The sequence below is a fragment of the Stenotrophomonas maltophilia genome, assembly GCF_004920835.1.
GTDB lineage: Bacteria > Pseudomonadota > Gammaproteobacteria > Xanthomonadales > Xanthomonadaceae > Stenotrophomonas > Stenotrophomonas maltophilia_AQ.
This window is the reverse complement of record NZ_QFHO01000002.1, coordinates 31,936-58,349: the sequence shown is the minus strand read 5'-3', so window position 1 is coordinate 58,349 and position 26,414 is coordinate 31,936. Positions and strand designations below refer to the sequence as shown.

19 protein-coding genes are annotated in these 26,414 nt (G+C 66.6%); 8 read left to right on the top strand and 11 right to left on the bottom strand.

Features of this window, described 5'->3' with window-relative positions:
* Nucleotides 1-16: 16 nt before the first annotated feature.
* The 3 genes from DI041_RS01755 to DI041_RS01745 are packed head-to-tail and all read right to left on the bottom strand — an operon-like array spanning nt 17 to nt 7,769.
* Nucleotides 17-3,103, bottom strand: coding sequence for an efflux RND transporter permease subunit (locus DI041_RS01755; RefSeq protein WP_136639467.1), 3,087 nt, complete (start codon nt 3,101-3,103; stop codon nt 17-19).
* Nucleotides 3,100-6,621 (bottom strand): efflux RND transporter permease subunit, encoded by a 3,522-nt coding sequence (locus DI041_RS01750; protein WP_169050357.1) that lies wholly within the window; start codon nt 6,619-6,621, stop codon nt 3,100-3,102. Before DI041_RS01750 ends, DI041_RS01755 begins: the two co-directional genes overlap by 4 nt.
* Nucleotides 6,618-7,769 (bottom strand): efflux RND transporter periplasmic adaptor subunit, encoded by a 1,152-nt coding sequence (locus DI041_RS01745; protein ID WP_136639468.1) that lies wholly within the window; start codon nt 7,767-7,769, stop codon nt 6,618-6,620. The genes DI041_RS01750 and DI041_RS01745 overlap by 4 nt, the downstream gene beginning before the upstream one ends.
* 206 nt (nt 7,770-7,975) lie before the next feature.
* Here DI041_RS01745 and DI041_RS01740 point away from each other — a divergent pair, with 206 nt between their 5' ends.
* On the top strand, nt 7,976-8,371 hold the full coding sequence (locus DI041_RS01740) for a c-type cytochrome (protein WP_136639469.1): 396 nt from the start codon (nt 7,976-7,978) through the stop codon (nt 8,369-8,371).
* Nucleotides 8,372-8,380: 9 nt separating this feature from the next.
* Nucleotides 8,381-8,842 (top strand): c-type cytochrome, encoded by a 462-nt coding sequence (locus DI041_RS01735; RefSeq protein ID WP_032128319.1) that lies wholly within the window; start codon nt 8,381-8,383, stop codon nt 8,840-8,842.
* A 169-nt stretch (nt 8,843-9,011) separates the two neighbouring features.
* Here the strand turns inward: DI041_RS01735 and DI041_RS01730 are convergent, their stop codons facing one another.
* Nucleotides 9,012-10,895: an ATP-binding cassette domain-containing protein gene (locus DI041_RS01730; RefSeq protein WP_136639470.1), complete on the bottom strand. Its 1,884-nt coding sequence runs from the start codon at nt 10,893-10,895 to the stop codon at nt 9,012-9,014.
* 233 nt (nt 10,896-11,128) lie between these two features.
* Nucleotides 11,129-12,004 (bottom strand): LysR family transcriptional regulator, encoded by an 876-nt coding sequence (locus DI041_RS01720; protein ID WP_136639472.1) that lies wholly within the window; start codon nt 12,002-12,004, stop codon nt 11,129-11,131.
* Between the two features lie 102 nt (nt 12,005-12,106).
* Here DI041_RS01720 and DI041_RS01715 point away from each other — a divergent pair, with 102 nt between their 5' ends.
* Together DI041_RS01715 and dbpA are read left to right on the top strand one after the other, a co-directional pair.
* Complete coding sequence (locus DI041_RS01715) at nt 12,107-13,186, top strand: YeiH family protein (protein WP_075674701.1); 1,080 nt, start codon at nt 12,107-12,109, stop codon at nt 13,184-13,186.
* Nucleotides 13,187-13,271: 85 nt separating this feature from the next.
* Nucleotides 13,272-14,648 (top strand): ATP-dependent RNA helicase DbpA, encoded by a 1,377-nt coding sequence (gene dbpA / locus DI041_RS01710; protein ID WP_136640090.1) that lies wholly within the window; start codon nt 13,272-13,274, stop codon nt 14,646-14,648.
* Nucleotides 14,649-14,821: 173 nt separating this feature from the next.
* Here the strand turns inward: dbpA and DI041_RS01705 are convergent, their stop codons facing one another.
* From DI041_RS01705 to DI041_RS01685, 4 genes are all read right to left on the bottom strand, one after another.
* Nucleotides 14,822-15,358, bottom strand: coding sequence for an adenine phosphoribosyltransferase (locus DI041_RS01705; RefSeq protein WP_136640089.1), 537 nt, complete (start codon nt 15,356-15,358; stop codon nt 14,822-14,824).
* A gap of 679 nt (nt 15,359-16,037) precedes the next feature.
* Nucleotides 16,038-17,603, bottom strand: coding sequence for a protein adenylyltransferase SelO (locus DI041_RS01695; protein WP_136640063.1), 1,566 nt, complete (start codon nt 17,601-17,603; stop codon nt 16,038-16,040).
* Nucleotides 17,604-17,635: 32 nt separating this feature from the next.
* A complete protein-coding gene (locus tag DI041_RS01690; protein ID WP_136640058.1) occupies nt 17,636-18,325 on the bottom strand; it encodes a glutathione S-transferase family protein in 690 nt (229 codons plus the stop codon).
* 186 nt (nt 18,326-18,511) lie between these two features.
* A complete protein-coding gene (locus tag DI041_RS01685) occupies nt 18,512-18,721 on the bottom strand; it encodes a cold-shock protein (protein WP_004153307.1) in 210 nt (69 codons plus the stop codon).
* Nucleotides 18,722-19,022: 301 nt separating this feature from the next.
* Between DI041_RS01685 and DI041_RS01680 the strand changes: the two genes are divergently transcribed.
* The gene (locus DI041_RS01680) at nt 19,023-19,511 is read left to right on the top strand and encodes a YaiI/YqxD family protein (RefSeq protein WP_136640059.1); all 489 of its coding nucleotides are present in this window, start codon (nt 19,023-19,025) and stop codon (nt 19,509-19,511) included.
* Nucleotides 19,512-19,517: 6 nt separating this feature from the next.
* Here the strand turns inward: DI041_RS01680 and DI041_RS01675 are convergent, their stop codons facing one another.
* On the bottom strand, nt 19,518-20,396 hold the full coding sequence (locus DI041_RS01675; protein ID WP_136640060.1) for a pseudouridine synthase: 879 nt from the start codon (nt 20,394-20,396) through the stop codon (nt 19,518-19,520).
* Between the two features lie 123 nt (nt 20,397-20,519).
* Between DI041_RS01675 and DI041_RS01670 the strand changes: the two genes are divergently transcribed.
* The 3 genes from DI041_RS01670 to DI041_RS01660 all read left to right on the top strand — a co-directional run bounded on the left by DI041_RS01670 (nt 20,520) and on the right by DI041_RS01660 (nt 24,410).
* Nucleotides 20,520-21,068: a YaeQ family protein gene (locus tag DI041_RS01670; protein ID WP_032969767.1), complete on the top strand. Its 549-nt coding sequence runs from the start codon at nt 20,520-20,522 to the stop codon at nt 21,066-21,068.
* Nucleotides 21,065-22,249 carry a BaiN/RdsA family NAD(P)/FAD-dependent oxidoreductase gene (locus tag DI041_RS01665; RefSeq protein WP_136640061.1) on the top strand — a complete coding sequence of 395 codons (1,185 nt, stop codon included), beginning with the start codon at nt 21,065-21,067 and terminating at the stop codon, nt 22,247-22,249. The genes DI041_RS01670 and DI041_RS01665 overlap by 4 nt, the downstream gene beginning before the upstream one ends.
* A 91-nt stretch (nt 22,250-22,340) precedes the next feature.
* Nucleotides 22,341-24,410, top strand: a complete 2,070-nt coding sequence (locus tag DI041_RS01660; RefSeq protein WP_012510772.1) for an EAL domain-containing response regulator — start codon at nt 22,341-22,343, stop codon at nt 24,408-24,410.
* Nucleotides 24,411-24,518: 108 nt separating this feature from the next.
* Here the strand turns inward: DI041_RS01660 and fabV are convergent, their stop codons facing one another.
* Nucleotides 24,519-25,778, bottom strand: a complete 1,260-nt coding sequence (gene fabV, locus DI041_RS01655; protein WP_136640062.1) for an enoyl-ACP reductase FabV — start codon at nt 25,776-25,778, stop codon at nt 24,519-24,521.
* Nucleotides 25,779-26,414: the final 636 nt, after the last annotated feature.

Below are 26,414 nucleotides of genomic sequence, written 5' to 3'. Positions count from 1 at the left end.
AACACGTTGTCGTGCATTACAGCCGGGCAGCGCCCGGCTCTACCATCTCCAGACCGCGGGCGCGCCGGATCAGTCGCGTGACCGCACTGCGCAGGTCATCCAGCACCGCATAGATGGTCGGCAGGAACAGCAGGCTGACCACCGTCGAGAACGCCAGGCCACCGGCGATCGCGCGCGCCATCGGCGCGTACTCCGGGCCATTACCGAACATCTGCGTATTGGTCAGCGAGATCGGCACCATCGCCAGGATCGCCGTGCCCATGGTCATCATGATCGGGCGCAACCGCTCGCGCGAGCCTTCAACCAGTGCCTGCGTTCGGCCCATGCCGCCGCGCCGCAGGTTGTTGATGTGCTCGATCATCACGATGCCGTTGTTCACCACCACGCCCATCAGCACCAGGATGCCGATGAAGGACATGATCCCGAACGAAGTGCCAGTGATCCAGAACAGCCAGAACACGCCGAAGATCGAGAACAGCACGCCACTCATGATCGCCGCAGGGAACAACAGCGACTCGAATACCGCGGCCATCACCACGTAGATCATCACCAGTGCGATCAGCAGGTTGAACACCATCTGCTGCATCGCTTCGTCGTCGTTGCCGTAGTCACCGCCATCGAAGGTGAAGCCATAGCCGGCCGGGAAGTTCATCGGCTTGAGCACCGATTCCATGGCCTTGCGGCCGTCCGGCGCGGTGACCTTCTCGGCCAGGTTGGCCTTGATGGTCAACGTGGTCTGGCGGTTGGTACGGCCGATCTGGGTGGCCGACGAACCGACGTCGACACTGACCAGGCTCAGCAGCGGCACGCTGCGGCCATCGCCGGTACGTACGCTGAAGCCGGCCAGATCCTCGGGGCTGCTCTGTTCGGCACCGGCGAAGCGGACCCATACCGGTACTTCGTTGTCACCACGACGGAACTCGCGCATCGGCGCACCACGCAGTGCAAGGCCGACGAAGCTGGCCACCTGCTCGGCATTGAAGCCGAACGCCGCAGCGCGCTCGCGATCAACGCGCACCTTCAGTTCACCGCCCTTCTCGCCGTTGTCGATGCGCACGTCGCGCAGCTCGGCACGCTGGGCCAGCAGCGGCACCACTTCCTGACCAATTTCCTGCAGCATCGAACTGGAGTCGCCGACCAGCTGCACCTGTACGCCCTGATTGCCACCACCGCCGCCGTCGCCCCCTTGGTTGCCGACGAAATAATCGGTGCGGGCCGACTTCGGCAGCCCCTTGCGCAGCTCTTCCTGCAGCGCTTTGATGTCCTTGGCGTACTTCTCGTCGAGGGTGACCACGGTCGAGCTGCCTTCCTGCTCGCTGTACCAGGAGTACACCTGCTTCACGTGCAGGCGTTCGCGGTTCTGGTCGATCCAGCTCTCCACCCGTGCCACTTCCTCGGACATCTGCCGGTAGGTATAGGCGCCCTTCCACATGTAGCCGATGAAGATGTCCTTGCCGCCTTCGCCGCCGAACATATCGATCTTGGTCAGCTTCATCGGCACCAGGCTGACCAGCACCACCAGCAGGATGCCGAGCAGGCTCCAGCCGCGGTGGCGCAGTGACCAGTCCAGCAGCTGTGCGTAACGGCGCTGCAGGCGCGCGATCAGGCCGGTCTTCGAATGCACCAGCTTTGGCGTGGTCATGCGCGCGGACAGCATCGGGATCAGGCTGACTGCCACCAGCCACGAGGCCAGCAGCGAGACCGAGATGGTGATCGCGATCTGCGCCATGAAGATGCTGATGTTGTTGGTCTCGCCGAACAGGTTCGGTACGAATACGATGCAATGGCACAGGGTACCGGCGCTGAGCGCGATGGCCACGTTGCGGGTGCCGATGATCGAGGCCATCCGTGGCTGCCCGGGCATGCGCTCGCGTTCCTGGTAGATGCTCTCCACCACCACCACGGCGTTGTCGACCAGCATGCCGACCGCCAGCAGCAGGCCCATCATGGTCAGGATGTTCAACGTCACCCCGACGAAGTACATGAACCCCAGGGTGATGGTGAAGCAGATCGGAATGGCCAGGGTCACCATCAGCGTGGATGGCCAGTGGCGCAGGAAGAAGAACAGCACGGTCACCGACAGGATCAGGCCGACGCCGCCGGCCTCTGCCAGTTCCAGCAACGAGGAGGTCACCGCCTTGCCCTGGTTGTCGATCACCTTGATCTGCACGTCGCGCATCGACGCCTCCCCGCGGATTGCCTCGACCTCGGCCAGCGCCGCGCGCGAAACCTCCACCAGATTGGCGCTGCGCTCCTTGAAGATGTCCAGGCCGACCGCCGGGTTGCCGTCCAGGCGGCGTCCATAGCTCATGCGCGCCGGCTTCAGCCGTATCTCGGCGATATCACCCAGGCGCAGGCCCTTGGCGTTGATCACCAGGTCGCGCATTTCCTGCAGGTCGGTGATTTCGCCCACCGGCTGCACGCGCACGCGCTGGCCGTTGTCGTCGATCTGTCCGGCCGAGATCGAGAAATTCAGCGTGCGCAGGCGCTCGCTCAGCTCGTTGATGCTCAGCCCGTGCGCGTTGAGCCGGTTCGGATCGATGGCGATCTCCACCTCGTTCGGCGGCGCGCCGGTGATGTCGACGCGGGCCACGCCGGGAATGCGCTCGATGCGCCGCTTGAACTCGCGGTCGAGCATGTCATAGGCAGTGGTCAGATCGGTGGTACTGGCCAGGCGCACCTTCAGCACCGGCTGGTCACTGCTGGACCACTTGAACACGTTGTAGCGCTGCAGGTCGTCGGGCAGGTCGCTGCGGATCGCATCGATGCGCTCGCGCGCATCGGAAGCGGCAATCGCAATGTCGCGGTCCCAGTCGCTGAATTCGATGTAGATCAGCGCCGCCTCGGAGGTGGCCGACGAGCGCATGCGCTTGATGCCGGTCATCGTCGCCAGCGATTCCTCCACCGGGCGGATGATGGTCCGCTCCACTTCCTCCGGTGTCGAGCCGGTGTACGGGATCTGCACGAACAGGAACGGTGCCGAGATGTCCGGCAATGCTTCCAGCGGCAGCCGGAACGAGGCGATCAGGCCGATCACCACCAGCGACACGAAACACATGATGGTGGTGACCGGACGGCGGATGGAGAACTCGGCAACACTCATGCCGGTTCCTCCGCACCCGCCGCGCTGCCCGCTGCAGCCGGCTCGATCCCGCCGGCATGCTTGCGGCCACGTTCGCGGTAATACGCATCGCCGCGACGGTCCATCAGGTCATACACCACCGGAATGACCAGCAGGGTCAGCAGGGTCGACACCAGCAGGCCGCCGATCACGGTGATCGCCATCGGTGCACGCACTTCCGCACCCTCGCCCATCGCCACCGCCAGCGGCAGGAAGCCGAACAGCGTGCACAGCGTGGTCATGATGATCGGCCGCAGGCGTGAGCGGGCACCTTCCACCAGCGCCTCGTGCTTGGCCACGCCGGCCTCGCGCAGCTGGTTGACCTTGTCGATCAGGATGATCGCGTTCTTGGTGACCAGGCCGACCAGCAGGATCAGGCCGATGAACACCACCACCGAAATGGGCTTCCCGGTCAGCATCAGCGCCAGAATGGCGCCGACCAGCGCCAGCGGGATGGTGAACAGGATCACGAACGGGTGCAGCAGCGATTCGAACTGCGAGGCCATCACCAGGTAGACCAGGAAGATCGCCAGGCCGAAGGCGAAGATCAGCGACTTCGCCGCCTGCGCCAGCTCCTCACCCTGGCCACCGATGTGCAGGCCGACGCCTGCGCCCAGCGGCTGTTCCGACACCATCTGCTGCACTTCGCGCATGGCCGCGCCAAGATCGATGTCGCGCAGGTTGGCCGACACCACCGCCACCCGCGTCTGGTCGGCGCGATGGATCTCGCTGGGGCCAGTGGTGGCGACCACATCGGCCACCGCGTCCAGGGTGACCGGACGGGTGCTGCCCGGGTTGACGATCAGCCGACGGATGCTGTCCACGCTGGCACGATCACCTTCCTGTGCACGCACCAGCACGTCGATCTTGCGGTCACGGAAGCTGTAGCGGGTGGCGACGTCGCCGCGCACCTTCTTCACCACCACATCGGCGATCTGGCGCGTGGTCAGGCCGAGCGCACCGGCGCGTTCCTGGTCGAAGCGGATCTGGATTTCCGGGAAGCCCTCTTCCACGGTCGACTTCACGTCGGCGTAGTGCGCGTTGCCGCGCAGCATCGCCGCCAGGCGCTGGCCGGCCACTTCCAGGGTTGCCATGTCCTGCCCGCGCAGCTCGATTTCCAGCGGCGTGGAGAAGCTGAACAACGCCGGCCGTGCGAAGTCGACCTGTGCACCCGGATGCCGGCCCATGGTGTCACGCAGGCGCTCGGTGATCTCCGCTTCGGTACGCGCGTTGCCGCCGCCTTCCATCACCACGGTCAGCTTGCCGATGTTCTCGCCGCTCTCGGTGGGGCTGGCATCCAGGCGGGTGCCGCTGCCGCTGACACCGTACAGCGAAGCCACGCCCTCGCCCTTGCCGTGTGCCAGCTGCAGCTCGCGTACCAGTGCATCAGTCTGCTTCAGCGGCGTGCCGGCCGGCAGCTTCACCGTCATTTCGAAACGGTCCTGCGCCAGCTGCGGGATCAGGTCGGCACCGAGCATCGGCACCAGCGCCATGGTCGCCACGAAGATGATCGAGGCTACGCCCAATACCTTGCCCGGATGCGCCAGCGCGCTCGGCAGCAGGCGCAGGTAGCCACGCTCGGCACCGGCATAGGGCTTCATCGCCAGATCGCTGGCCTTGCGCATCACCGGACCCACCACGGCCACCACGCCACGCCATACCCGCACCACCAGCCAGGCCAGTGCGTAGAAGCTCCAGCGCGCCGTCGCGACCACGCCACGGCGGCCCAGCGCGACCGGCTTCTGCCAGCGGTTCTGCGGCTGCCACGGTGCGTTCGGCGCCTCTTCCGGGAACGCCAGCGGCGGCCGTCCCTTCAGCGAGCTCAGCATCGGGATCAGGGTCATCGACACCAGCAGCGAGATCGCGATGGCGATCGCCACGGTCAATGCTTGGTCGCGGAACAGCTGGCCGGCGATGCCCTCGACGAACACCAGCGGCAGGAACACCGCGATGGTGGTCAGGGTGGAGGCGACCACCGCCATGCTCACTTCGCGGGTACCGACGATGGCCGCCTGCAGGATGCCCAGGCCACGCTCGCGGGCCTTGGCGATGCTCTCCAGCACCACGATCGAGTCATCCACCACCAGGCCGGTGGCCAGCGCCAGGCCGCCCAGCGACATCACGTTCAAGCTGAGGCCGAGCTGGCCCATGAAGAAGAACGTGGCGATGATCGAGACCGGCAGCGACAGGCTGATCACGAACGTGCTCCAGCCATCGCGCAGGAACAGGAAGATGATCAGGATCGCCAGCAGGCCACCGATAACGGCATCCTTCTTGACGTCGGCGATGGCGTGCTCGATGAAGCGCGACTGGTCCTCGATGGTGGTCATCTCGACATCGGACGGGAACGTGCCCTTGATCTGCTCCAGGCGCTTGCGCAGCGCTTCGGCGGTGGACACGGTATTGGCGTCGCCTTCCTTGTAGATCGCCAGTTCCACCGATTCCTTGCCGCCCAGGCGGATCACCGCTTCGCGTTCCTTGTAGCCCTGGCGCACGGTGGCCACGTCCTTCAGGCGAACCGGCACACCGTTGGCAACCACGCTGGAGCCACCACCGGACGATGCGCTCTGCGCCGCCGAGGCCGCCGCGATGGCCGCCGCCGAACCGGTCGACGCCGCGATGTTGAACATCTGCTGCAACGCCGAGTCAGCCGCGCTGCCGTTCGACGCCTGGGTGGTGACCAGCAGGTTGCGGATCTCTTCCAGATCAGCGAACTGGTTGACGGTACGCACCAGGAAGCGCTGCGAACCCTCCTCCAGGCGGCCGCCGGAGATGTTGATGTTCTCGTCCTTCAGGCGCTTGATGACGGTGTCGATGGGCAGGTTCAGCTGGGCAAGCTTCTGCTGGTCGATGTCGACCTGGATCTCGTCTTCCAGGCCGCCGCCGACCTTGACCGCCGCCACGCCGGTGACCGGCTCCAGCTTCTTTTTCAGGTCTTCATCGGCATAGCGGCGCAGGCCGGTCAGCTCGCGGACCGCATCGGCATCGCTGGCCGGTGCGGTCTTGCTGGACAGCACCAGGCGCATGATCGGCTCGGTGGACGGATTGAACCGCAGCAGCACCGGCGCCTTGGCCTCCAGTGGCAGATTCAGCGCTTCCATCTTGTCGCGCACTTCCAGGCTGGCCTGGTCCATGTTGGTGCCCCAGGCGAACTCCAGCACCACATCGCTCTGGCCGGTGCGCGAGACCGATTTCAGCTTGCGCAGGTTCTTGACCACGCCGACCGCTTCCTCAACCGGCTGGGTGATCAGGGTTTCGATTTCGGTCGGTGCCGCGCCGGTGTATTCGGTGCGCACGGTCAGCGTCGGATAGCTCAGGTCCGGCAGCAGGTTGACCTTGAGGTTGCCCAGCGCGATCACGCCGAACAGCAGCAGGGTGACCGTGCACATGGCGATGGTCACGCGGCGGCGGGTGGCGAATTCCACCAGGCCGCCGCGCATGCCGGCGGCGGCGCCGTCGCTCGCCGGCGAGGCACCGTGGTCGTGGCCCGGGGCGGTCATTGCTTGCTCCCGGCCTTGTCCGCCGGCTTGGCAGCCGTTGCGACCGTCTTCGCCTTTGCCTTCGGATCGGCGATCACCTGCACCGCGGTGCCGTCGCGCAGGGCGACCTTGCCGGCGGTGACCACCTGATCACCGGCCGCCAGGCCATCACGGATCTCCACCCACGGGCCCTCGGCGTAACCCAGCTTGACCGGAACGCGTGCGACCTTGCCTTCGCGCACCCGGAACACCGCCGGTTCACCGTCGTCGAGCAGCGCCAGGCGCGGCACCACGAGCGCATCGGCACGCTGGTCGTAATCGATGCGGATGCGCCCGAACATGCCGGGCTGCAGCGCGTGCGCGGCGCCGTCGAAGGCGCTGACCACGCGAAACGTACCACTGCCTGAATCCACCACCGGCGCGATGCGATCGACCGTACCGGTGAAGCTCTGGCCCGGCAGCGCGTCGGCGGCCAGCGTCACCGGCTGGCCAGCGCGCAGGGTGGCCAGCTCGCGCTCGGGCACGTTGAGGGTGGCTTCCAGCCGCGAGTTGTCGACGATGCGGAAGATCGGCGTATTGATCTGCACGAAGTTGCCGGTCTTGATCGAGCGCGACGCGATCACGCCGGAGATCGGCGCTACAACCGTGGTGTAGGACAGCTCCAGCGTGGCCAGGCGGTACTGCGCGCGGACGTTTTCCAGGTCGTAGCGCAGCTGGTCGACGTCGGCGGCGCTGACCATCTGCTGGCCAACCAGTTTCTGCGCGCGCTGGTAGTTGTTTTCCAGCTTGCGCATCTGCGCTTCGCTCTGCGCCACGGCCAGGCGCGCACGGTCCGGGTCCAGCCGCACCAGTGGCTGGCCGGCGCTGACCCGCTGGCCTTCTTCGACCAGCACCGCCAGCGCCACGCCAGAGGTCTTGGCGACCACCTGCGATTCGGCGCGCGGCTCCAGCGCAGCAGTGCCGGTGTAGCTGGCGGCAACGGCGCGATGGCTGGCCACGGCCACCTCGACCGGAACCGCGTCGACCTTCTTCTCCTCCTTGGTCTCGGCGGCCTTGGCTTCGGAATTGGGCCCTGCGGCGCAACCGCCCAGCAGCAGGGAGGAGGAGATCAGCAGTGCGGCAGCGCAGATTCCGCTGCGACGGCCGGACAGGAGGGTTGGGTGCGACATCGTCAGATCCCTGGAGGATGCGTGGACAGGTGTGGTAGCAAAGTAATGCACCACTTCACGGCAACACCATATCCCAAAGGTCATGGTGCCTTCGTGCCACTGGTCGGCCCGCCCCCCATTTCAGCTAGATGAAACCTGAGGCTATACTCGGATCGTTCCGTACCCCACGCCGGAACGACCAGACCCGAATCCCCGGAAACGACACCATGCGCCCGCAGCCGCTCGCCGCTTGTCTCGCTCTGGCCGTCCTCCTGCCCCTCGGGGCCGCCGCACAGCCCGCTCCTGCTCCTGCTCCTGCCACACCCGCTCCGGCTCCGGCGCCCGCCGCCGCGCCGCAGGCCACCGCTCCCACCGGCAATTTCGACAATGGCCGGGTACTGGCCTATACCTGCCAGGGGTGCCACGGCATCACCGGCTACAAGAACGCCTACCCCAGCTACCGGGTGCCGAAGATCGGCGGCCAGACCCAGCAGTACCTGGCCCAGGCCCTGACCGAGTACCGGCAGGGCAAGCGCAGGCATCCGACGATGCAGGCGCAGTCGATGAGTTTCAGCGAACAGGAGATCGCCGATCTCTCTGTTTACCTGTCCACCGTCAAGTAAGGCCCGCCCATGTCGAAAGCCGCGCATCCGATGCGTCACGCCATCGCCCTGTCCGTTGCCCTGCTGCTGGCCGCCTGTTCACAGTCGCAGGTGGAAAACAGCGAGAAATCCGCCGCCGACCCGGGCCATGCCAGCGGCGAACACGGTTCTTCATCCTCCGCCGGCCTGCCGCCGGGCCGCGAGGCCGCCGGCGAGGCCCGCGCCAAGGTGAAGGGCAAGGCCACCAACCAGAGCTGCATCGACTGCCACGGCGCCGACGGCAACGCGCCGATCGATGCGACCTATCCGAAGCTGGGTGGGCAGTACGGTGACTACCTGGCGCATGCGCTGCAGGCCTACCGCGCCGGTGACCGCCAGCATGCGCTGATGACGCCACAAGCGAAGGACCTGAGCGATCAGGACATTGCCGATCTGGCGGCGTACTTCGGCAGCCGGCCGAGCCAGCTGCGGGATCTGCACGGGGTCAAATGACCGCCGGCGCCCCGGTGGGTGCGGACCTTGGTCCGCACGGACCGTTGATTGGTGGGTGCGGACCGTTGGTCCGCACGGGTCCGGATATCCACGCATGGCGTGGATCTACTGAGCCGAGCGTGGGCTCGGCTCTACATCAATCGGCGCAACCGCTGGCGCCGACCGATACTCAGCCTTCCAGCTCTTCCCAGCGCGCGTAGGCCGCATCCAGCTCGGCCTGCACCTTGGCCAGCTGCTGGGTGTGCGCGGTCACTTCAGCGCTGCTGCGGGTGTAGAACGACGGGTCGTTCATCGCCGAGGTCAGCCCTTCGACGTCGCCCTCCAGCTTCTCGATGGTCTTCGGCAGCTGCTCCAGCTCGCGCGCTTCCTTGTAGGCCAGCTTGCGCTTGGGCGCTGCCGGCGTAGCGGCCGCTGCAGCAGGTGCGGCGGCGGCCGGCTTGGCGGCAGCCACCGCCGTCGGCGCGGCGGCAATGCTGCTGGCGTACCGCTGCCAGTCGCTGTAGCCACCCACGTACTCACCGATCACGCCGTCGCCTTCCATCACCAGCGTGGAGGTCACCACGTTGTCAATGAAGTCACGGTCATGGCTGACCAGCAGCAGCGTGCCGGTGTACTCGCCCAGCAGCTCTTCCAGCAACTCCAGGGTTTCCACGTCGAGGTCGTTGGTCGGTTCGTCCATCACCAGCAGGTTGGAGGGCTGCGCGAACAGCTTGGCCAGCAGCAGGCGGTTGCGCTCACCGCCAGACAGGCGGGTGATCGGCGCACGCGCGCGCTCCGGCGTGAACATGAAGTCCTGCAGGTAGGCATGCACATGCTTGCGCTTGCCGTTGAACTCGAGGAAATCACGGCCCTCGGCCACGTTCTCGATGGCGCTCCAGTCTTCGCGCAGCACCGCACGGTACTGGTCGAAATAGGCGATCTGCAGGTTGGTGCCGGGATTGACTTCACCCTTCTGCGGCTGCAGTTCGCCCAGCAGCAGCTTCAGCAGTGTGGTCTTGCCGCTGCCGTTGGGGCCGATCAGGCCGATGCGGTCACCACGCAGGATGGTGGTGCTGAAGTCACGGACCATGGTGCGCTCGCCGAAGGCGAACGAAATGTCCTTGACGTCGATGACCTTCTTGCCCGAGCTGACGCCCTGGGCCGCTTCCATCTTGACGTTGCCACTGAGGTCGCGGCGCGCGGAGCGCTCGTTGCGCATCGCCTTCAGGCGGCGCACGCGGCCTTCGTCGCGGGTGCGGCGGGCCTTGATGCCCTGGCGGATCCAGACTTCTTCCTGTGCCAGCAGCTTGTCGAAGCGGGCGTTTTCCTGCGCCTGCGCGTTGAGGCGTTCCTCGCGGCGGCGCTCGTAGTTGGCCCAGTCGCCGGGCCAGCTGGTGACCTGGCCGCGGTCGATCTCGACGATGCGGGTGGCCAGCGCACGCAGGAAGCGGCGGTCATGGGTGACGAACACCACGCTGCCGCTCCAGCCCTTCAGGAACGCTTCGAGCCAGTCGATGGCTTCGATGTCGAGGTGGTTGGTCGGTTCGTCCAGCAGCAACACATCCGGGCTGGACACCAGCGCACGAGCCAGCAGCACGCGGCGCTTCATGCCGCCGGACAGGCGGCCGAACTCGGCCTCGCCATCCAGATCGAGCTTGGTCAGGGTTTCGCTGACGCGCTGGTCCAGGCCCCAGCCGTTGGCGGCGTCGATCTTGGCCTGCACGTTGCCGAGCGCTTCGCCATCGAACACCTCGGCATGGCTGAGGTGGTGGAATTCGGCCAGCCACTGGCCCAGTTCGCCGAGACCGTCGGCGACGACGTCGAATACCGAGCCGGTGGCGCCGTGCGGCACTTCCTGCTCCAGGCGGGTGACGCGCACGCCCTGCTGCACACGGACTTCGCCGTCATCGGGCTTGTGGTCGCCGGACAGCAGCTTGAGCAGGGTGGATTTGCCGGCGCCGTTGCGGCCGATCAGGGCGATGCGTTCGCCCGGCTCGATCGACAGCTCGGCCTTTTCCAGCAACAACGGGCCGCCGACGCTGAAGTCGACGTTCTGTAGGGTAATCAGAGGCATCCGGCCATTGTACCGGTTGGGGGCGTCGGTCGGGTTGCACCCGGCACCCGCGGTAGTGCCGGCCGCTGGCCGGCAACCTCAACGGCAACGGCAGAAGCTGGTTTCCTGTGGGAGGCGGGACGGTATTCTGCTCTGGTGGGTGTCGACCTTGGTCGACACGGTAGATCTACGCCATGCGTGGATGAGCACTACAAGAAGTGTCGATGGATGGAATCGACTGGGAATCTGATGGCTTACCCCACCTCCCCCAGCAACGCCTGCAACCCCGGCAGCCATTGCTTGCCGGGGTGACGTACCAGCCACAGGGTGCGCTGCAGGGCAGGCAGCGGAGTCTCGAGCACGCGCAGGCGGCCGAGGGCCAGCGGCTCTTCCAGCGCATGACGCGAAAGACAGGCCAGACCCAGCCCGGCGATGGCGGCCTGCTTGATCGCTTCGGTATTGCCCAGCTGCAGGGTCTGGGCGAAGCCGCGCAGGTGCGGCAGCAAGGCCTGCTCCACCGCTTCGCGGGTGCCGGAGCCCGGTTCGCGCAGCAACCAGCGGGCGCGGCGCAGTTCATCCAGCGACCAGCGCGCGGCAACGTCGGCGGCGGCCACGATCACCAGCGGGTCCTGCTGCCAAGCGGTGACCTGCAGGCCGCGCTCATGGCACGGGCCTTCGATCAGGCCGGCATCCACATCCAGGCGCTGCACGGCAGCGACCACGCCGGCACTGTTGTCGATACGCAGGTCGACTTCGGCCTGCGGCGCCTGGCGCAGCAGTTCGGCGATGCGCGGCGGCAGCAGGTAGTTGCCGATGGTGGTACTGGCGGCCAGCACCAGCCGCAGCGGTGCACCCTGCGACGGGTCGCCGCCGGCAGCCAGCTGCCGCTCCAGATCGGCGGCGTTGACCAGTAGCGTGCGCGCCGGCTCCAGCAGTGCGCGGCCGTGGCCGTTCAGGGCCAAGCGGCGGCCGATGCGGTCGAACAACGGCGTGCCGAAGTGCGCCTCCAGCTCCTGCAGGGCGGCGCTGCTGGCCGATTGCGAAAGCGCAATGGCCTGACCGGCAGCAGTGGTGCTGCCGTGGTCGGCGATGGCGACGAAGACCTGCAACTGGCGCAAGGTCAGGCGCATGGCGCTTACCTCCTTGATGGGTAGGTTTCACCCATATTATTCGTTTTACAGGTCATCGTCTGGGGCGCACGCTTGCCCCATCACTCCAGCCCTACCCTTGCCATGAACGCCCCCGCTCTCTCCCCCTGGTCCCTGCCCGCCCTGCGCCAACGCTGGCAACCGCGTCTGCCCGGCCTGCTGCTAGTGGGCCTGATCGCGGCGGCGTCACTGTATCTGGCCGAGCTGCCCTGGCTGCAGGCGCACGGGCTGAGTGCGCTGACCGTGGCCATCGTCGCCGGAATCGTGGTCGGCAACACCTTGTACCCGCGGTTGGCACCGAGCAGTGCGGCCGGTGTCGGCTTCTCCAAGCACTGGCTGCTGCGCGCCGGCATCGTGCTGTACGGCCTGCGCCTGACCTTCCAGGACATCGGCCATGTTGGCGTCACTGGCGTGCTGATGGACGTGCTGGTGGTCGCCAGCACCTTCGGACTGGCCTGCTGGCTGGGCATGCGCGTGTTCAAGATGGAACGCGAGGCGGCGATGCTGATCGGTGCCGGCAGCGCGATCTGCGGCGCCGCGGCGGTGATGGCCGCCGAACCGGTGGTGCGCGGCCGTGCTGCGCAGGTCACGGTGGCGGTGTCGACAGTGGTGGTGTTCGGCACGCTGGCGATGTTCCTGTATCCCGCCCTGTATGCGCTGGTGCAGTCGCACGGCTGGCTGGCGATGGACGCGCAGCAGTACGGCCTGTTCACCGGTGCGACGGTGCATGAAGTGGCACAGGTAGTGGCGGCTGGCCGCGCGGTCAACGAAGCGGCGGCCGATACCGCGGTGATCACCAAGATGGTGCGGGTGATGCTGCTGGCACCGTTCCTGGTGGCGCTGTCGCTGTGGCTGGCGCGTGGCGGCAAGGCCAGCGCCGACGGCAGCAAGGCGCGCATCGTGGTGCCGTGGTTCGCCTTCGGTTTCGTGGCGGTGGCTGGCTTCAATTCGCTGCATCTGCTGCCGGCTGGCCTGCAGGCCGGGCTGGTGCAGTTGGACACGGTCCTGCTGGCGATGGCGATGGCCGCGCTGGGCCTGACCACCCACGTCTCGGCGCTGCGCCAGGCAGGCCTGAAGCCGCTGCTGCTGGCGCTGATCCTGTTCGCCTGGCTGCTGTTCGGTGGTCTGGCGATCCACCAGGGCGTACTGGCCGTGCTGGGCTGAGCAGGAGAGTGCCGACCAAGGTCGGCACCCACATGGATGGAGGCCCTGGGGCAGGGAGCGGCCGCGCAGACGGGTACAATGCGCCATGACTGACTTCTCGACCCTGCCGCTGAGCCCGGCCCTGCAGCCCGGCCTGGATGCCCTCGGCTACACCACCCTCACCCCCGTGCAGGCGCAGAGCCTGCCGGCCATCCTCGATGGCCGCGATGTGATCGCACAGGCGCCGACCGGCAGCGGCAAGACCGCCGCCTTCGGCCTGGGCCTGCTGCAGGCGATCGACCCCAGCCTGATCCGCGTACAGGCGCTGGTGCTGTGCCCGACCCGCGAACTGGCCGACCAGGTCGGCAAGCAGATCCGTAAGCTGGCCACCGGCATCCCCAACCTGAAGCTGTTGCTGCTGGTCGGCGGTGTGCCGCTGGGTCCGCAGCTGGCTTCGCTGGAAGGCCACGACCCGCACGTGGTGGTCGGCACGCCTGGCCGTGTGCAGGAGCTGGCACGCAAGCGCGCGCTGAATCTGGGCGCGGTGCGCACGCTGGTGCTGGATGAAGCCGACCGCATGCTCGACATGGGCTTCGAGGAGCCGATCCGCGAGATCGCCGGCCGGACCCACAAGGACCGCCAGAGCCTGCTGTTCTCGGCCACCTTCCCGGACAGCATCCGCACCATGGCGCGTGACCTGCTGCGCGAGGCAGTGGAAGTGACCGTGGAAGGCGCCGACCAGGCACCGGCCATCCGCCACATGTTCTGCGAGGTGGAACCGGCACATCGCCAGAAGGCGCTTGCCGGCCTGCTGCTGAAGTACACGCCGGAATCGGCGGTGGTGTTCTGCAATACCCGCAAGGACGTGGACGAAGTGGCCAACTCGCTGCAGCAGTTCGGGTTCTCCGCACTGGCCCTGCACGGCGACATGGAGCAGCGCGACCGCGAGGAAGTCTTGTTGTTGCTGGCCAACCGCAGCTGCAACGTGCTGGTGGCCAGCGACGTGGCCGCACGCGGCCTGGACGTGGAAGAGCTGGCGGCGGTGATCAACTACGAGCTGCCGACCGACGTTGAGAGCTACCAGCACCGCGTGGGCCGTACCGGCCGTGCCGGTGCCAGTGGCCTGGCGATCAGCCTGGTGGCCGGCCGCGAGAAGACCCGCGCCGAAGCCATTGAAGCGCAGATGGGTCAGCCGTTGGACTGGCAGAAGACGCCGCTGGCGACTTCACGCCCGGCCGAGCTGCCGCAGGCAGCGATGCGTACGCTGCGTATCGACGGCGGCAAGACCGACAAGCTGCGCCCGGGCGACATCCTCGGTGCACTGACCGGCGACGCCGGCCTGTCGAGCAAGTTCATCGGCAAGATTGCGATCTTCCCGACCCGCTCCTATGTGGCGATCGCGCGTGAGCAGGCCAACAAGGCCGTGGCGAAGCTGGAAGCCGGCAAGATCAAGGGCCGTCGTTTCCGCGTTCGGATGATGTGATTGAAGCAGCGTTGCCAACCACGTTGGCAACGATCTGACCTGGTAGCGGCCAACCTTGGTTGGCCCGTCCATGGCGCCAGTCGCGAAAAGCGCTGCCAACCAAGGTTGGCAACTACCGGCTCCCGGCCATTCGCTCTGGTAGATGCCAACCTTGGTTGGCACCTACCCTCTAATCAGAACACCAGTTCGGTGTACAGCGGCAGGTCCGTTTCCCAGCGCGCGCGGCCGCCGAGGCCGTCGAGCTCGACCAGTACGCCGGCACCGACCACGTCAACGTCCAGGCGGCGCACCAGCGACAGCGCCGCGACCAGCGTGCCACCGGTGGCCAGCACGTCGTCGATGATCGCCACGCGGGCACCGGCCGGCAGCGCATCGGCGTGCACTTCGATGCAGTCGCTGCGATATTCCAGCGTGTATTCCTCGCGCAGCACCTGGCCCGGCAGCTTGCCCGGCTTGCGCACCGGCACGAAGCCGACGCCCAGTTCCAGCGCCATCGCGGCGCCGAGGATGAAACCACGCGATTCGATGCCGACCACCGCGTCCAGCTTCTGGTCGCGCCAGCGATCAGCCATGGCAGTGACAGCACCGCGGAAGTCCTCGCCATGGGCGAGCAGCGGCATGATGTCCTTGAACAGGATGCCGGGCTTGGGGAAGTCGGCGATGTCGCGCAGGCGGGAGGCCCACTGCGGAGCGACGATGGCGTCGGTCATGTCACATTGGCTATCTGATGGCGGCATAGGGTACCCGTTCCGGGCGCCGCCTGCCTGTTGAGGGATATCGGCCGGGCTGCGCCCGGCACCTGCAGAGGCTTCAAGCCAAGGCAACGGCAAGAGCAACGGCAACAGCGGGATTCCTGTGGGATGGCGGGGTGGGCCCGGTGGCGGGAGACGCCGTAAACCCCGCTCCGCGGTCCGGCCCAGCCGCTGGCGGCTGTGCGTTCGGGCGCTTGCGAAGCAGTGCTTCGCAAGCAAAGCACCCTCACCCTTGGGGGCTTGGCCGCGGCATCCATGCCGCGGACACTCCCGCCACCGGACCCACCCCGCCTTCGACAGATTTCTGCGATCTGTCGCGGATCCACGCCATGCGTGGATGAATCTCAATCGAAATCGAATATTTCGAAAATTGAACGAAGAGCATCCACGCATGGCGTGGATCTACCGTGTCGACCAAGGTCGACACCTACCCGCAGCAGCGCGAAATCTGTCGGAGGTGGGGCGGTGTCGGATTGCGGGGTGTCAGCCGCATGGATGCGGCTGCCAAGCCTACACGGACGTACTTGCGGCGTCCCCGCAATCCGACACCGCCCCGCCAAACCACGGAATCCGCTTTTGCTCTGGCTGTTGACCTGGCCTCTGCGGGTGCAGGGCGCAGCCCTGCCGAAACCCACCCTCAGGAACTGCAGGACAGCATCGAGCAGCCTGCGCGGTTGTCGGCCCAGGCCGGGCGCTTGCCGGCGAAGTGTTCCAGGCCGGCACGCTCGGTGTATGGATCGCGCAGTACGTCCTGCAACGCATGAACGCCGCCGAGGTCGCCCTGCTCTGCGCGGTCGATGGCCTCCTGGGCCAGCCAGTTGCGCAGCACGTACAGCGGATTGGCCGCGGTCATCTTCGCCGTGCGCTCGCTGGCCGACAGCGGATCGGCCTGCAACCGCGCCGTGTAGTCCTGCAGCCACTGCTGCAACGGTACCTGCACCGCCTGCTGGCGCGCCTCGTCGTAGTACACCTCGTCCAGCAGCGCCGCATCCGGTGCCGTCGGATCGATACGCATCAGCGCACGCCAAGCCAGTGTCATGTCCATGGCACCGTCCTGCATCAGCTGCTGCCAGCGCAGGAAGAGCTGCAGGTCGTCATCATCGGCCGCGGCCAGTCCGAGCTTGGCGGCAGCATCGCGACGCGTGCAGGCCACGAAGGTGGTCTGATACGCCGCCAAGCCCGCTTGTAGCGGTGCGACATCGCCGAACAGCGGAGACAGCGCCTGCGCCAATCGGCTCAGGTTCCAGTACGCCACCTGCGGCTGGGTGCCGAAACGGTAGCGGCGGCCCTGCGCGTCGGTGGTGTTCGGCGTCCAGTCCGGGTCGAAGTCCTCGACCCATCCGTAGGGGCCGTAATCGAGTGTGAGGCCGAGCACGGACAGGTTGTCAGTGTTCATCACGCCATGCACGAAGCCGACGCGCATCCAGTGCGCGATCATCTCGGCGGTGCGCACCGCGATCTGCGCGAACCAGTCGCCGTACAGTGCCTCACCCTGCCCTTGGAGTTCAGGGAAATCGCGGGCGATGCAGGCATCGACCAGCTGCTGCAGCAACGCGGTTTCCCCGCGCGACGCCGGAAGCTCGAAGGAACCAAAGCGCAGGAACGACGGCGACACCCGGCATACGATGGCACCCGGCTCGGCACGTGGATGGCCGTCATAGAACATGTCGCGCACCACGTCGTCGCCGGTACCAACCAGCGACAGCGCGCGCGTGGTCGGCACACCCAGATGATGCATCGCCTCGCTGCACAGGAATTCGCGGATGGATGAGCGCAGCACTGCGCGCCCATCGGCACCGCGTGAGTACGGCGTCGGGCCGGCCCCCTTCAGCTGCAGCTCCCAGTGGCGGCCATCCGGCGCGACCAGTTCACCCAGCGAGATCGCACGCCCATCGCCGAGCTGACCGGCCCAGTGACCAAACTGATGGCCACCGTAGTTGGCTGCCCATGGCTGCATGCCGGCGTACAGTGCATTGCCGCCAAACACCTGCGCGAAGCCTTCGCTCTCGACCTCAGCGGTATCGAAGCCAAGCATCGCGGCGACGTCCGGCGCCCAGGCCAGCAGCGTGGGCGCCGTCACCGGGGTCGGCATCACTGGCGACCAGGCGGCGCCCAGCACTTCGCGGCGGCGTGGGCCGGATTCGGGGTCGCCTGGCAGGGTATGCAGCAGGCGGTTGTCGAAACGGGAGCTGTCGGTATCCATGGTGCTGAAGATGGGGGCGACGGCCACCCTCCTCAATTGCCGCTGAGTGCCTGCAGGTGACCGCCGTGGGCCTCGGCACGCTGATAGGCCGGGCGTTCACCGATGCGCTTGAGGAAGCCACGCAGTGCCGGCTTGTCGTCGATGCCACCACCGCGCGCAGCCGCAGCCTGGATCGGGAAGCTCATCTGGATGTCGGCGGCACTGAAGCGCTCGCCGGCGAACCACGGGCTTTCGGTCAGGCGGCGCTCCATCCAGTCCAGGTGCAGACGCCGCTGCGGGCCGATGAAGCCACGCTCGGCCTTGTCGGCGATGCTGCGTGCGATCGGGCGCGCGAAGAACGGCATCGGTGCGCTGCGGATGCGACCGATCACCAGGGTCAGCAGCAGCGGCGGCATCGCCGAGCCTTCGGCGTAGTGCAGCCAGTAGCGGTAGGCGATGCGTTCGGCACCATCGGCAGGCGTCGGCGACGGCGACAGCTGGCGCTGGGTGTCGTAGCGGTCGGCAAGGTAATCGAGGATGGCACCGGATTCGGCCAGCACCAGCTCACCATCCTGCAGTACCGGCGACTTGCCCAGCGGATGCACCTGACGCAGTTCCGGCGGTGCCAGCAGCGTCTTCGGATCGCGCGGATAGCGGCGCAGCTCGTAGTCCAGCCCCAGCTCCTCCAGCATCCACAGCACGCGTAGTGAACGGGAGTTTTCCAGATGGTGGACGATGCGCATGGGGACGATCCTTGGGAAGACCTGCATCGTACCGCGCACGGTGCATGCCCTTTGTAGAGTCGGGCCATGCCCCACTGCGTTTGAAAGCAGTCGGGCATGGCCCGACTCTACAAAAAGCAGCGGGCAATAAAAAACGCCGGAAGCTTTCGCTTCCGGCGTTCTGGCTACCAAACGGTAGCAGACGGATTAGACCGCCTGCACCTGGTCAGCCTGCATACCCTTCTGACCCTGGACGGCGATGAAGGTAACCTTCTGGCCTTCCTGCAGGGTCTTGAAGCCGGTGCCCTGGATGGCACGGAAGTGCACAAACAGGTCCGGGCCGCTTTCCGGGGTGATGAAGCCGAAGCCCTTGGCGTCGTTGAACCACTTGACGGTGCCGGTCTGACGATCAGACATTTGACTAACTCCTGAAACACATGTTGAAAAAATCGCAGCCACCGGGTATCGGGGCCGAGACTGAGTTGCAGGCGTTGGTAAAGCGGATCGATGAGCGGATCGTGAGATCAACTGCACCAGGCCACGATTCACGGTGACCCTAGCAAACACAGTGGGACGAACGATACGCGTGTTTTCTGCAAAAAGCGATAGCCCGGACGTTCATCGGCAAACGCCGCCCGCTAGGCGTGGCAAGGGTTGGCGCCTTTCCGCGGCTAACCCCGAGTCCCCATTCAGGTTTTTCCTACCCTACACTGGGTAAATGACTGAAGCTGAAACCCAAGCTGAACACGCCCGCCCCCGTATCTGGGTGGATGCAGATGCCTGCCCCACCGTCATTCGCGACATCCTGTTCCGGGCGGCTGAACGGGTCGGGATCGAACTGACCCTGGTCGCCAACCAGTGGATCCGTACCCCGCCCTCACGCTGGCTGCGCTCGATCCAGGTGCCGCAGGGCCTGGACGTGGCCGACAGCGCCATCGTCGAGCGGGTGGCCGCCGGCGACCTGGTGGTCACCCAGGACATCCCGCTGGCCGCACTGGTGCTGGAAAAGAAGGCGGTGGCCCTGAACCCGCGCGGCCAGCTGTACACCCCGGACAACATTGCCGAACGGCTGTCGATGCGCAATTTCATGGAGGAACTTCGCGGCGCCGGGGTACAGACCGGGGGGCCTCCGCCATTGGGTCCACGCGACCGGCAGCTGTTTGCGGCCGAGCTGGACCGCTGGCTGGCACGCCATCCGGCCCGCTGAACGCGTCTAGCCTTCCTGATCAGGCAGGCGCAGGCAGCGCTGGCTGCTGAACACCCGACGCTCGCCGCTCAACGGGTCGTCGAAGGCCAGCCCCTGCGCCAGCAGCTGCAGCGGCACCTCGGCCGTGCCTGCCGGCCGCTGCCGCAGCTGCGGATACAGGTCATCGCCCTCGATCGGCGCGCCCAGCATCGCCATGTGCACGCGCAGCTGGTGCTTGCGGCCGGTTTCCGGCAGCAGCCGATAACGCCAGATCGGTCCCTCACCCTCGATCAGCTCGATCCGGCTGCGCGCATTGGGCTCCCCGGGCACTTCGGCCATGCGGAAGAACGGTTCGGCCGGGGCCAAGCGGCTGTGCCGATGCAGCGGAAACGTCGCCGCGGGCAGCGCCGGTGCCAGCGCCTCGTAGGTCTTGTTGATGCGGCGTTCGCGGAACAGCCGCTGGTAGGCGTCGCGCGATGCAGCCTGCGTGGAGAACAGCACCAGGCCTGCAGTCAGCCGGTCCAGCCGATGCAGCGGCACCAGATCGGTATTGCCGGTGCGCGCGATCAGGCGTGCCAGCAACGTCTCGCGCACATAACCTCCGGCTGGCGTGACCGGCAGGAAGTGCGGCTTGTCGGCCACCAGCAGATGCGCATCGAGATGGACGATGGTCTCGGCGAAGGGGATCACCGGCTCGTCCACCACCTCCCGGAAATACTGGATCTCCAGCCCCACCTGCCAGGGCATGTCCGCTGCCAGCGCCCTGCCCTGCGCGTCCTGCACCCGGCCGCGCGTGAAGCGATCCTGCCATTGCTCACGATCGATGCGCGGAAAACGCGCGCACAGGCCGTCGAGCAGGGTGGCCCAGTGGCCGGGCGGAAGCTGCAGGCGGCTGGGCAGGATCATCAGGTCCACTCAGGCAACGGAAAAGAGCCCAAGCGTGCCACGTTGACGCTGCACAGACAGCCCCGCCACGGACACCCCCGGAGCAAACCTCTATCATGGTCCTCTTTAGTCCACGGTACCCCAATGGCTCTCACCGCCACCATCCGCAAGGCCGAACTGCAGATCAGCGACATGGATCGCGGCTATTACGCGACCCACAACCTGACCCTGGCCCAGCACCCGTCCGAGACCGACGACCGCTTGATGGTGCGCCTGCTCGCCTTCGCGCTGAACGCTGGCGACCGCCTGGAGTTCGGCCGCGGCCTGAGCACCGATGACGAACCGGACCTGTGGGAACACGACTACACCGGCGACATCCTGCAGTGGATCGACCTGGGCCATCCCGACGAATCGCGCATCCGCAAGGCCAGCAACCGCAGCCGCCAGGTGCAGGTGATCAACTATGGCGGCAACGCTTCGGAGATCTGGTGGGGCAAGCAGGGCAAGGGCCTGGCGCGCTTCGACAACCTGTCCGTGGTTGATCTGGACGGCGACTTCGTCGAGCGCTGGGGCCAGCAGATCAAGCGTGCGATGCGCTGGAGCGTGCTGATCCAGGACGGCGAGGTGCAGCTGCTGGACGATCAGATCCAGCTCGACGTGATCCCGAACTGGCGCAAGCGCGCCAAGGCATGAGCGCGCTCCGTTGCGATGTGGTGGTGATCGGTGCCGGTGCAGCCGGGCTGATGACCGCGATCACGGCCGGCCAGCGCGGCCGCCAGGTGCAGGTGATCGACCATGCCAACAAGATCGGCAAGAAGATCCTGATGTCCGGTGGTGGCCGCTGCAATTTCACCAACACCGGCACCACCCCGGCCAACTTCCTGTCGGCCAACCCGCACTTCTGCAAGTCGGCGCTGGCGCGCTACACACCTTGGCATTTCATCGAGCTGGTCAACAAGCACGGCATCGCGTATCACGAAAAAGAGCTGGGCCAGCTGTTCTGCGACATTTCGTCCAAGCAGATCGTGAAGATGCTGGTGGACGAATGCCAGGCGGCGGGCGTGCAGATCCGTACCCAGTGCAGCGTCGAGCGCATCGAGCATGGCACCGATGGTTTCCGCGTACACACCACGCAGGGCCTGTTCCATTGCGCCTCGCTGGTGGTGGCCACCGGTGGCCTGTCGATTCCCAGCCTTGGCGCCACCGGTTTCGGCTATGAGATCGCCCGCCAGTTCGGCCACCAGGTGCTGCCGACCCGCGCCGGACTGGTGCCGCTCACTCTCAGCGGCAAGCACCAGGAACGGTTGGCCGATCTCAGCGGCGTGGCGCTGCCGATCGAGGCGCGCTGCAATGGAAAGAGCTTCCAGAACTTCATGCTGCTGACCCACCGCGGCGTAAGTGGCCCGGCGATCCTGCAGATCTCTTCGTTCTGGCAACCCGGTGACGCGCTGGAGCTGGACCTGTTGCCTGGCCAGGATGCCGGTGACTGGCTGCGCCAGATGAAGCAGGAGCGGCCCGCCGCCGAACTGCGCACGGTGCTGGGCGAGGTGCTGCCGAAGCGGCTGGCGCAGCGCCTGTGCGAGCACTGGCTGCCCGACCGTCCGGTGCGCCAGCTGGACGAGCCGGTGCTGCGCCAGGCTGCACAGTTGCTGGGCGCGTTCCCGCTGGTGGCCAGTGGCACCGAGGGCTACCGCACCGCCGAAGTCACCCTGGGCGGCGTGGATACGGCCGAAGTCTCGTCTTCGACGCTGGAATCCAAGCGCGTGCCCGGCCTGCATTTCGTCGGTGAGGTGCTGGATGTGACCGGCTGGCTGGGCGGCTACAACTTCCAGTGGGCCTGGGCCAGCGGCCACGCGGCCGGCGGCGTGGTGTGAACCACATCGCCGTTCGATGCGCGCAAGGGGTGCGCGCATGGACGGTTCGCCGCGCATCGTGTATCTAGGTTCGCAGATTGGGGAGCAGTGCATGCAGAACGCGAACGACATCACCATCCGCCTGCTGATCGTCGACGACAGCGGCGAGAATGCCGAAGCCATCGTCAGCACCCTGCGCAACAGCGGCATCGCGGTGCGCCCATGGCGCCCGCAGGACGCGGCCGAACTGGCCCAGGTGCTGGCCAGCCAGGCCATCGACCTGGTGCTGGCGTCACCGTCGCAGGGCATTCCACTGCCGTTGGCCGCACAACATATCGCTGCCAGCGGCAAGGACATTCCGCTGGTGCTGCTGGCCGAGCGCATCGACGAGGACGAGCTGGTGCAGGCCAGCAGCCATGGTATCCGCGCCCTCGCCCTGCGCCAGCGCCCCGAGCATCTGCTTGCGGTGATCCGTGACCAGTGGGTGGACCTGCAGGCGCGTCGCGGCCTGCGCCGCATCGAGGCACAGATGCGCGAGACCGAGCGCCGCTGCGATGCGTTGATTGCCTCCTCGCGCGATCCCATCGCCTACGTGCACGAAGGCATGCATATCCGCGCCAACGATGCCTACCTGGAAATGTTCGGCTACGAGCATTTCGACGACATCGAAGGCATCTCCCTGCTGGACATGGTCGCCGCCCAGCACGTGGAGGGCTTCAAGCAGCTGCTGAAGGGCCTGAGCCGTGGCGAGGCGCCGCCGCCGCAGTACCAGCTCGATGCCCGTCACGAGGACGGCAGCGCGTTTCCGGCGACGATGGAATTCACTGCCGCCACCTATGAAGGCGAGTCCTGCCTGCAGGTGGTGCTCCGCCGCCGCATGGAGTTCGACCCGGAACTGGCGCGCGAGGTCGAGGACCTGCGCCAGCGCGACCAGGTCACCGGCCTGCTCAACCGCCCGACCTTCATGCTGCAGCTGGAAAGCGCGGTAGCCCAGGCCGGGCGCAGCGAAGGCCAGTTCGGCCTGCTGCTGATCGAGCCGGACCACTATGCGCGCCTGCTGCCGGACATCGGCCTGGCGTCGGCCGACACCCTGATCGGCGCCCTCGCCGGCCTGCTGGCCGAAGTGGTGGGCGAGGATGCGCAACTGGCCCGTTTCGGCGAGCACAATTTCGCCGTGCTGCAGGCCGGCCCGTATGCGCAGACCGTGGCGCTGGCCGAGCGCATCCGCGAGGCCTACGCCGCGCATGTGTTCAGCATCGGCGCCCGCTCGGCCACGGTGACGGTGAGCATCGGCGGCGTGCAGGTGGGCGAGAAGATCGCCAGCATCGGCCAGGTACTGGCGCGCGCCAGCGAATGCACGCATGCCGCCGCCGAGCTGGGCAACACCTGCCGCATCTTCGACCCGGCCGCCGCTGACCGCGTGGAGGAAGAACGCGTGCTGCGCTGGGTCGCGCGCATCCGTGAAGCACTGGCTGGCGACGGCTTCCAGCTGCACTACCAGCCGGTACTGAACCTGCAGGGCGAGTCACTGGAGCTGTACGAGGCGTATCTGCGCCTGGAGCACAACGGCGAACTGCTGAGCCCGACTGCGTTCCTGGGCATCGCCGAGGAGCACGGCCTGCTGGCCGACATCAACCGCTGGGTGGTCTCGCAGGCGATCGCCGTGCTTGGCCAGCGCGCCCGCGAAGGGCATGCCACCCAGATGCTGGTGAAGGTGACCCCGGAATCGTTCGACGACCCGCAGATGATCGCCACCCTTCGCCGTGAGCTGCAGGCACAGGGTGTGCCTGGCGAGCGGCTGTGGCTGCATGCGCCGGAAGCGAAGGTGTTCACCCACCTGCGCAGCGCCCAGCAGTTCCTTGCCGAAGTGGCACCGCTGGGTTGCCGGATCGGCCTGGAGCAGTTCGGCTCGGGGCTGGATTCGTTCCAGCTGCTGGCCCACTTCCAGCCCCAGTTCCTCAAGCTGGACCGTGGTTTCACCAGCGACCTGGCGGCCACCCGTGAGAACATCGACCGCATCAGCCAGATCACCGCGCGTGCGCAGGAAGCCGGCATCCGCACCATCGCCGAGTTCGTCAGCGATGCCAACTCGATGACCCTGCTGTTCAGTGCCGGCGTGGACTATGTGCAGGGCGACTTTGTCGGCCCAGCGCTGGCGGAGATGGGCTTCGAGTTTGGTTGACCGATGGTAGTGCCGGCCGCTGGCCGGCAGCCTCAGGTACCCGGGGTTGCCGGCCAGCGGCCGGCACTACCAAAAGTGAAGGCCGGCTTTCGCCGGCCTTTTGCTTGATCAGGTCAGATCGACCAGGTTGTCGATCTTCACGTCGGGGTTGACGTCGGCCTCGTAATCGACTCCCTCCACGCCAAAGCCGAACAGGCGCAGGAAGTCGGCCTTGTAGCCGGCCAGGTCGCTGATCTCGTACAGGTTCTCGTTGGTCACCTGCGGCCACAGCGCGACAACCTTGCCCTGCACGTCCGCCGCCATTTCCTTGTAGTCCGCACGCAGGCGGCCTTCTTCGTCGATGAGCGCGACCTTGTTGCCGTCACCATCAACCAGGTCGTGGCGCAGGCGATCGACCGCCACGCCATCGGCGCTGGCACCGTAGAGGATGTCGTAGAGCACATCGAGCTGTTCGATGCAGCCTTCGTGGGTACCCTTTTCCTTCATCACCTTGAACAGCAGCGACAGGTACAGCGGCATGGTCGGAATGGCCGAGCTGGCCTGGGTGACTACCGCCTTGAGCACTGACACGCGCGCGTCGCCACCGATCTTGGCCAACTTCTCGCGCAGGCTCAGCACCTTGGTGTCCAGGTCTTTCTTGGCCGCGCCGATCGAACCGTTCCAGTAAATGGCCTGGGTGATCTCTTCACCCACGTAGGTGAAGGCAGTGGTGGTGCAGCCGTTGGCCAGCACGCCGGCATCGGCCAGCGCGTCGATCCACATCTGCCAGTCCTCACCGCCCATCACCGCGACCGTGCCGGCGATTTCCTCGGCCGTGGCCGGCTGCAGGTGGGTCTCGGTCAGCACTTCCTTGTCGGTGTCCAGCCCGCGCAGGGTGATCGGCTCGCCGATCGGCTTCAGCGTCGAGCTGATGATTTCACCGGTCTTCGGGTGCTTGCGACGCGGCGCGGCCAGGCTGTAGACCACCTGATCCACTTGGCCGAGATCGGCCTTGATCATCTCGATGGTCCTGGCCTTCACTTCATCGGAGAAGGCATCGCCGTTGATGCTCTTGGCGTACAGGCCGGCTTCGTCGGCGTACTTGTGGAACGCGGCGGAGTTGTACCAGCCCGCAGTGCCCGGCTTGCTCTCGGTGCCAGGGCGCTCGAAGAAGATGCCCAGGGTCGCCGCGCCGCTGCCGAACGCCGCGGTGATGCGCGCAGCCAAGCCGTAGCCGGTAGAGGCACCGATCACCAGCACGCGCTTGGGGCCGTTCTGGATCGGCGGGCGCGCACGGATGTAGTCGACCTGCTGCTTGACGGCGGCCTCGCAGCCGGTCGGGTGGGTGGTGACGCAGATGAAGCCGCGGACGCGCGGTTTGATGACCATGGATACCTCGGGTTGGCAGATGCGGCGCGCGGGGCGCTCAGCAGGAATACGGGCGCGCGCCTGCGCGCGCGAACCGCAGGATCGTAGTGCGCGGGGGAAGATTGCACAACCGACGCTGGCGTAGGGTGGTGGTGTTTTGCAGGGTTGCACCCTGCACCTGCAGAGACCGGAGCAACGTCAAAAGCTGGGTTCCTGTGAGATGGCGGGGTGGGTCCGGTGGAGGGGGACGCCGTGAACCCGTCCATGGGGGCTTGGTCGCGGCATCCATGCCGCTCACACCCCCTCCACCGGACCCACCCCGCCTTCGACAGTCTTCCGCGATCTGTCGGAACAGCTCTTGGGGGCAGATCCGTTTTCCGAAGGAAAACGGATCTGCCCCCATTTGTTTGTATCGATATCTGACAGATGTGCCGACCAACGGTCGGCACCCACCAACAGCCGCGTGAACCTGTCGAAGGCGGGGCACTGTGGGTTTGCGGGGTGTGAGCCGCATGGATGCGGCGACCAAGCCCCCATGGATGGGTTTACGGCGTCCCCGCAAACTCACAGTGCCCCGCCATCCCACGGAATGCCGCTTCGCTTTGGATTTGGCTGTTGCTGTTGCTTCGGCAGGTGCAGGGCGCCGCCCTGCCAACA

Coding starts and splice junctions, on each gene's coding strand:
- DI041_RS01685 (WP_004153307.1), bottom strand. CDS start 18,721: ATGTCTGATCGTCAGACCGGCACCGTCAAGTGGTTCAACGACGCCAAG.
- DI041_RS01680 (WP_136640059.1), top strand. CDS start 19,023: ATGACTGAAGCTGAAACCCAAGCTGAACACGCCCGCCCCCGTATCTGG.
- DI041_RS01750 (WP_169050357.1), bottom strand. CDS start 6,621: ATGACCGCCCCGGGCCACGACCACGGTGCCTCGCCGGCGAGCGACGGC.
- DI041_RS01705 (WP_136640089.1), bottom strand. CDS start 15,358: ATGACCGACGCCATCGTCGCTCCGCAGTGGGCCTCCCGCCTGCGCGAC.
- DI041_RS01735 (WP_032128319.1), top strand. CDS start 8,381: ATGTCGAAAGCCGCGCATCCGATGCGTCACGCCATCGCCCTGTCCGTT.
- DI041_RS01730 (WP_136639470.1), bottom strand. CDS start 10,895: ATGCCTCTGATTACCCTACAGAACGTCGACTTCAGCGTCGGCGGCCCG.
- DI041_RS01675 (WP_136640060.1), bottom strand. CDS start 20,396: ATGATCCTGCCCAGCCGCCTGCAGCTTCCGCCCGGCCACTGGGCCACC.
- dbpA (WP_136640090.1), top strand. CDS start 13,272: ATGACTGACTTCTCGACCCTGCCGCTGAGCCCGGCCCTGCAGCCCGGC.
- DI041_RS01715 (WP_075674701.1), top strand. CDS start 12,107: ATGAACGCCCCCGCTCTCTCCCCCTGGTCCCTGCCCGCCCTGCGCCAA.
- DI041_RS01745 (WP_136639468.1), bottom strand. CDS start 7,769: ATGTCGCACCCAACCCTCCTGTCCGGCCGTCGCAGCGGAATCTGCGCT.
- DI041_RS01665 (WP_136640061.1), top strand. CDS start 21,065: ATGAGCGCGCTCCGTTGCGATGTGGTGGTGATCGGTGCCGGTGCAGCC.
- DI041_RS01660 (WP_012510772.1), top strand. CDS start 22,341: ATGCAGAACGCGAACGACATCACCATCCGCCTGCTGATCGTCGACGAC.
- DI041_RS01690 (WP_136640058.1), bottom strand. CDS start 18,325: ATGCGCATCGTCCACCATCTGGAAAACTCCCGTTCACTACGCGTGCTG.
- DI041_RS01755 (WP_136639467.1), bottom strand. CDS start 3,103: ATGAGTGTTGCCGAGTTCTCCATCCGCCGTCCGGTCACCACCATCATG.
- DI041_RS01670 (WP_032969767.1), top strand. CDS start 20,520: ATGGCTCTCACCGCCACCATCCGCAAGGCCGAACTGCAGATCAGCGAC.
- DI041_RS01720 (WP_136639472.1), bottom strand. CDS start 12,004: ATGCGCCTGACCTTGCGCCAGTTGCAGGTCTTCGTCGCCATCGCCGAC.
- DI041_RS01740 (WP_136639469.1), top strand. CDS start 7,976: ATGCGCCCGCAGCCGCTCGCCGCTTGTCTCGCTCTGGCCGTCCTCCTG.
- DI041_RS01695 (WP_136640063.1), bottom strand. CDS start 17,603: ATGGATACCGACAGCTCCCGTTTCGACAACCGCCTGCTGCATACCCTG.
- fabV (WP_136640062.1), bottom strand. CDS start 25,778: ATGGTCATCAAACCGCGCGTCCGCGGCTTCATCTGCGTCACCACCCAC.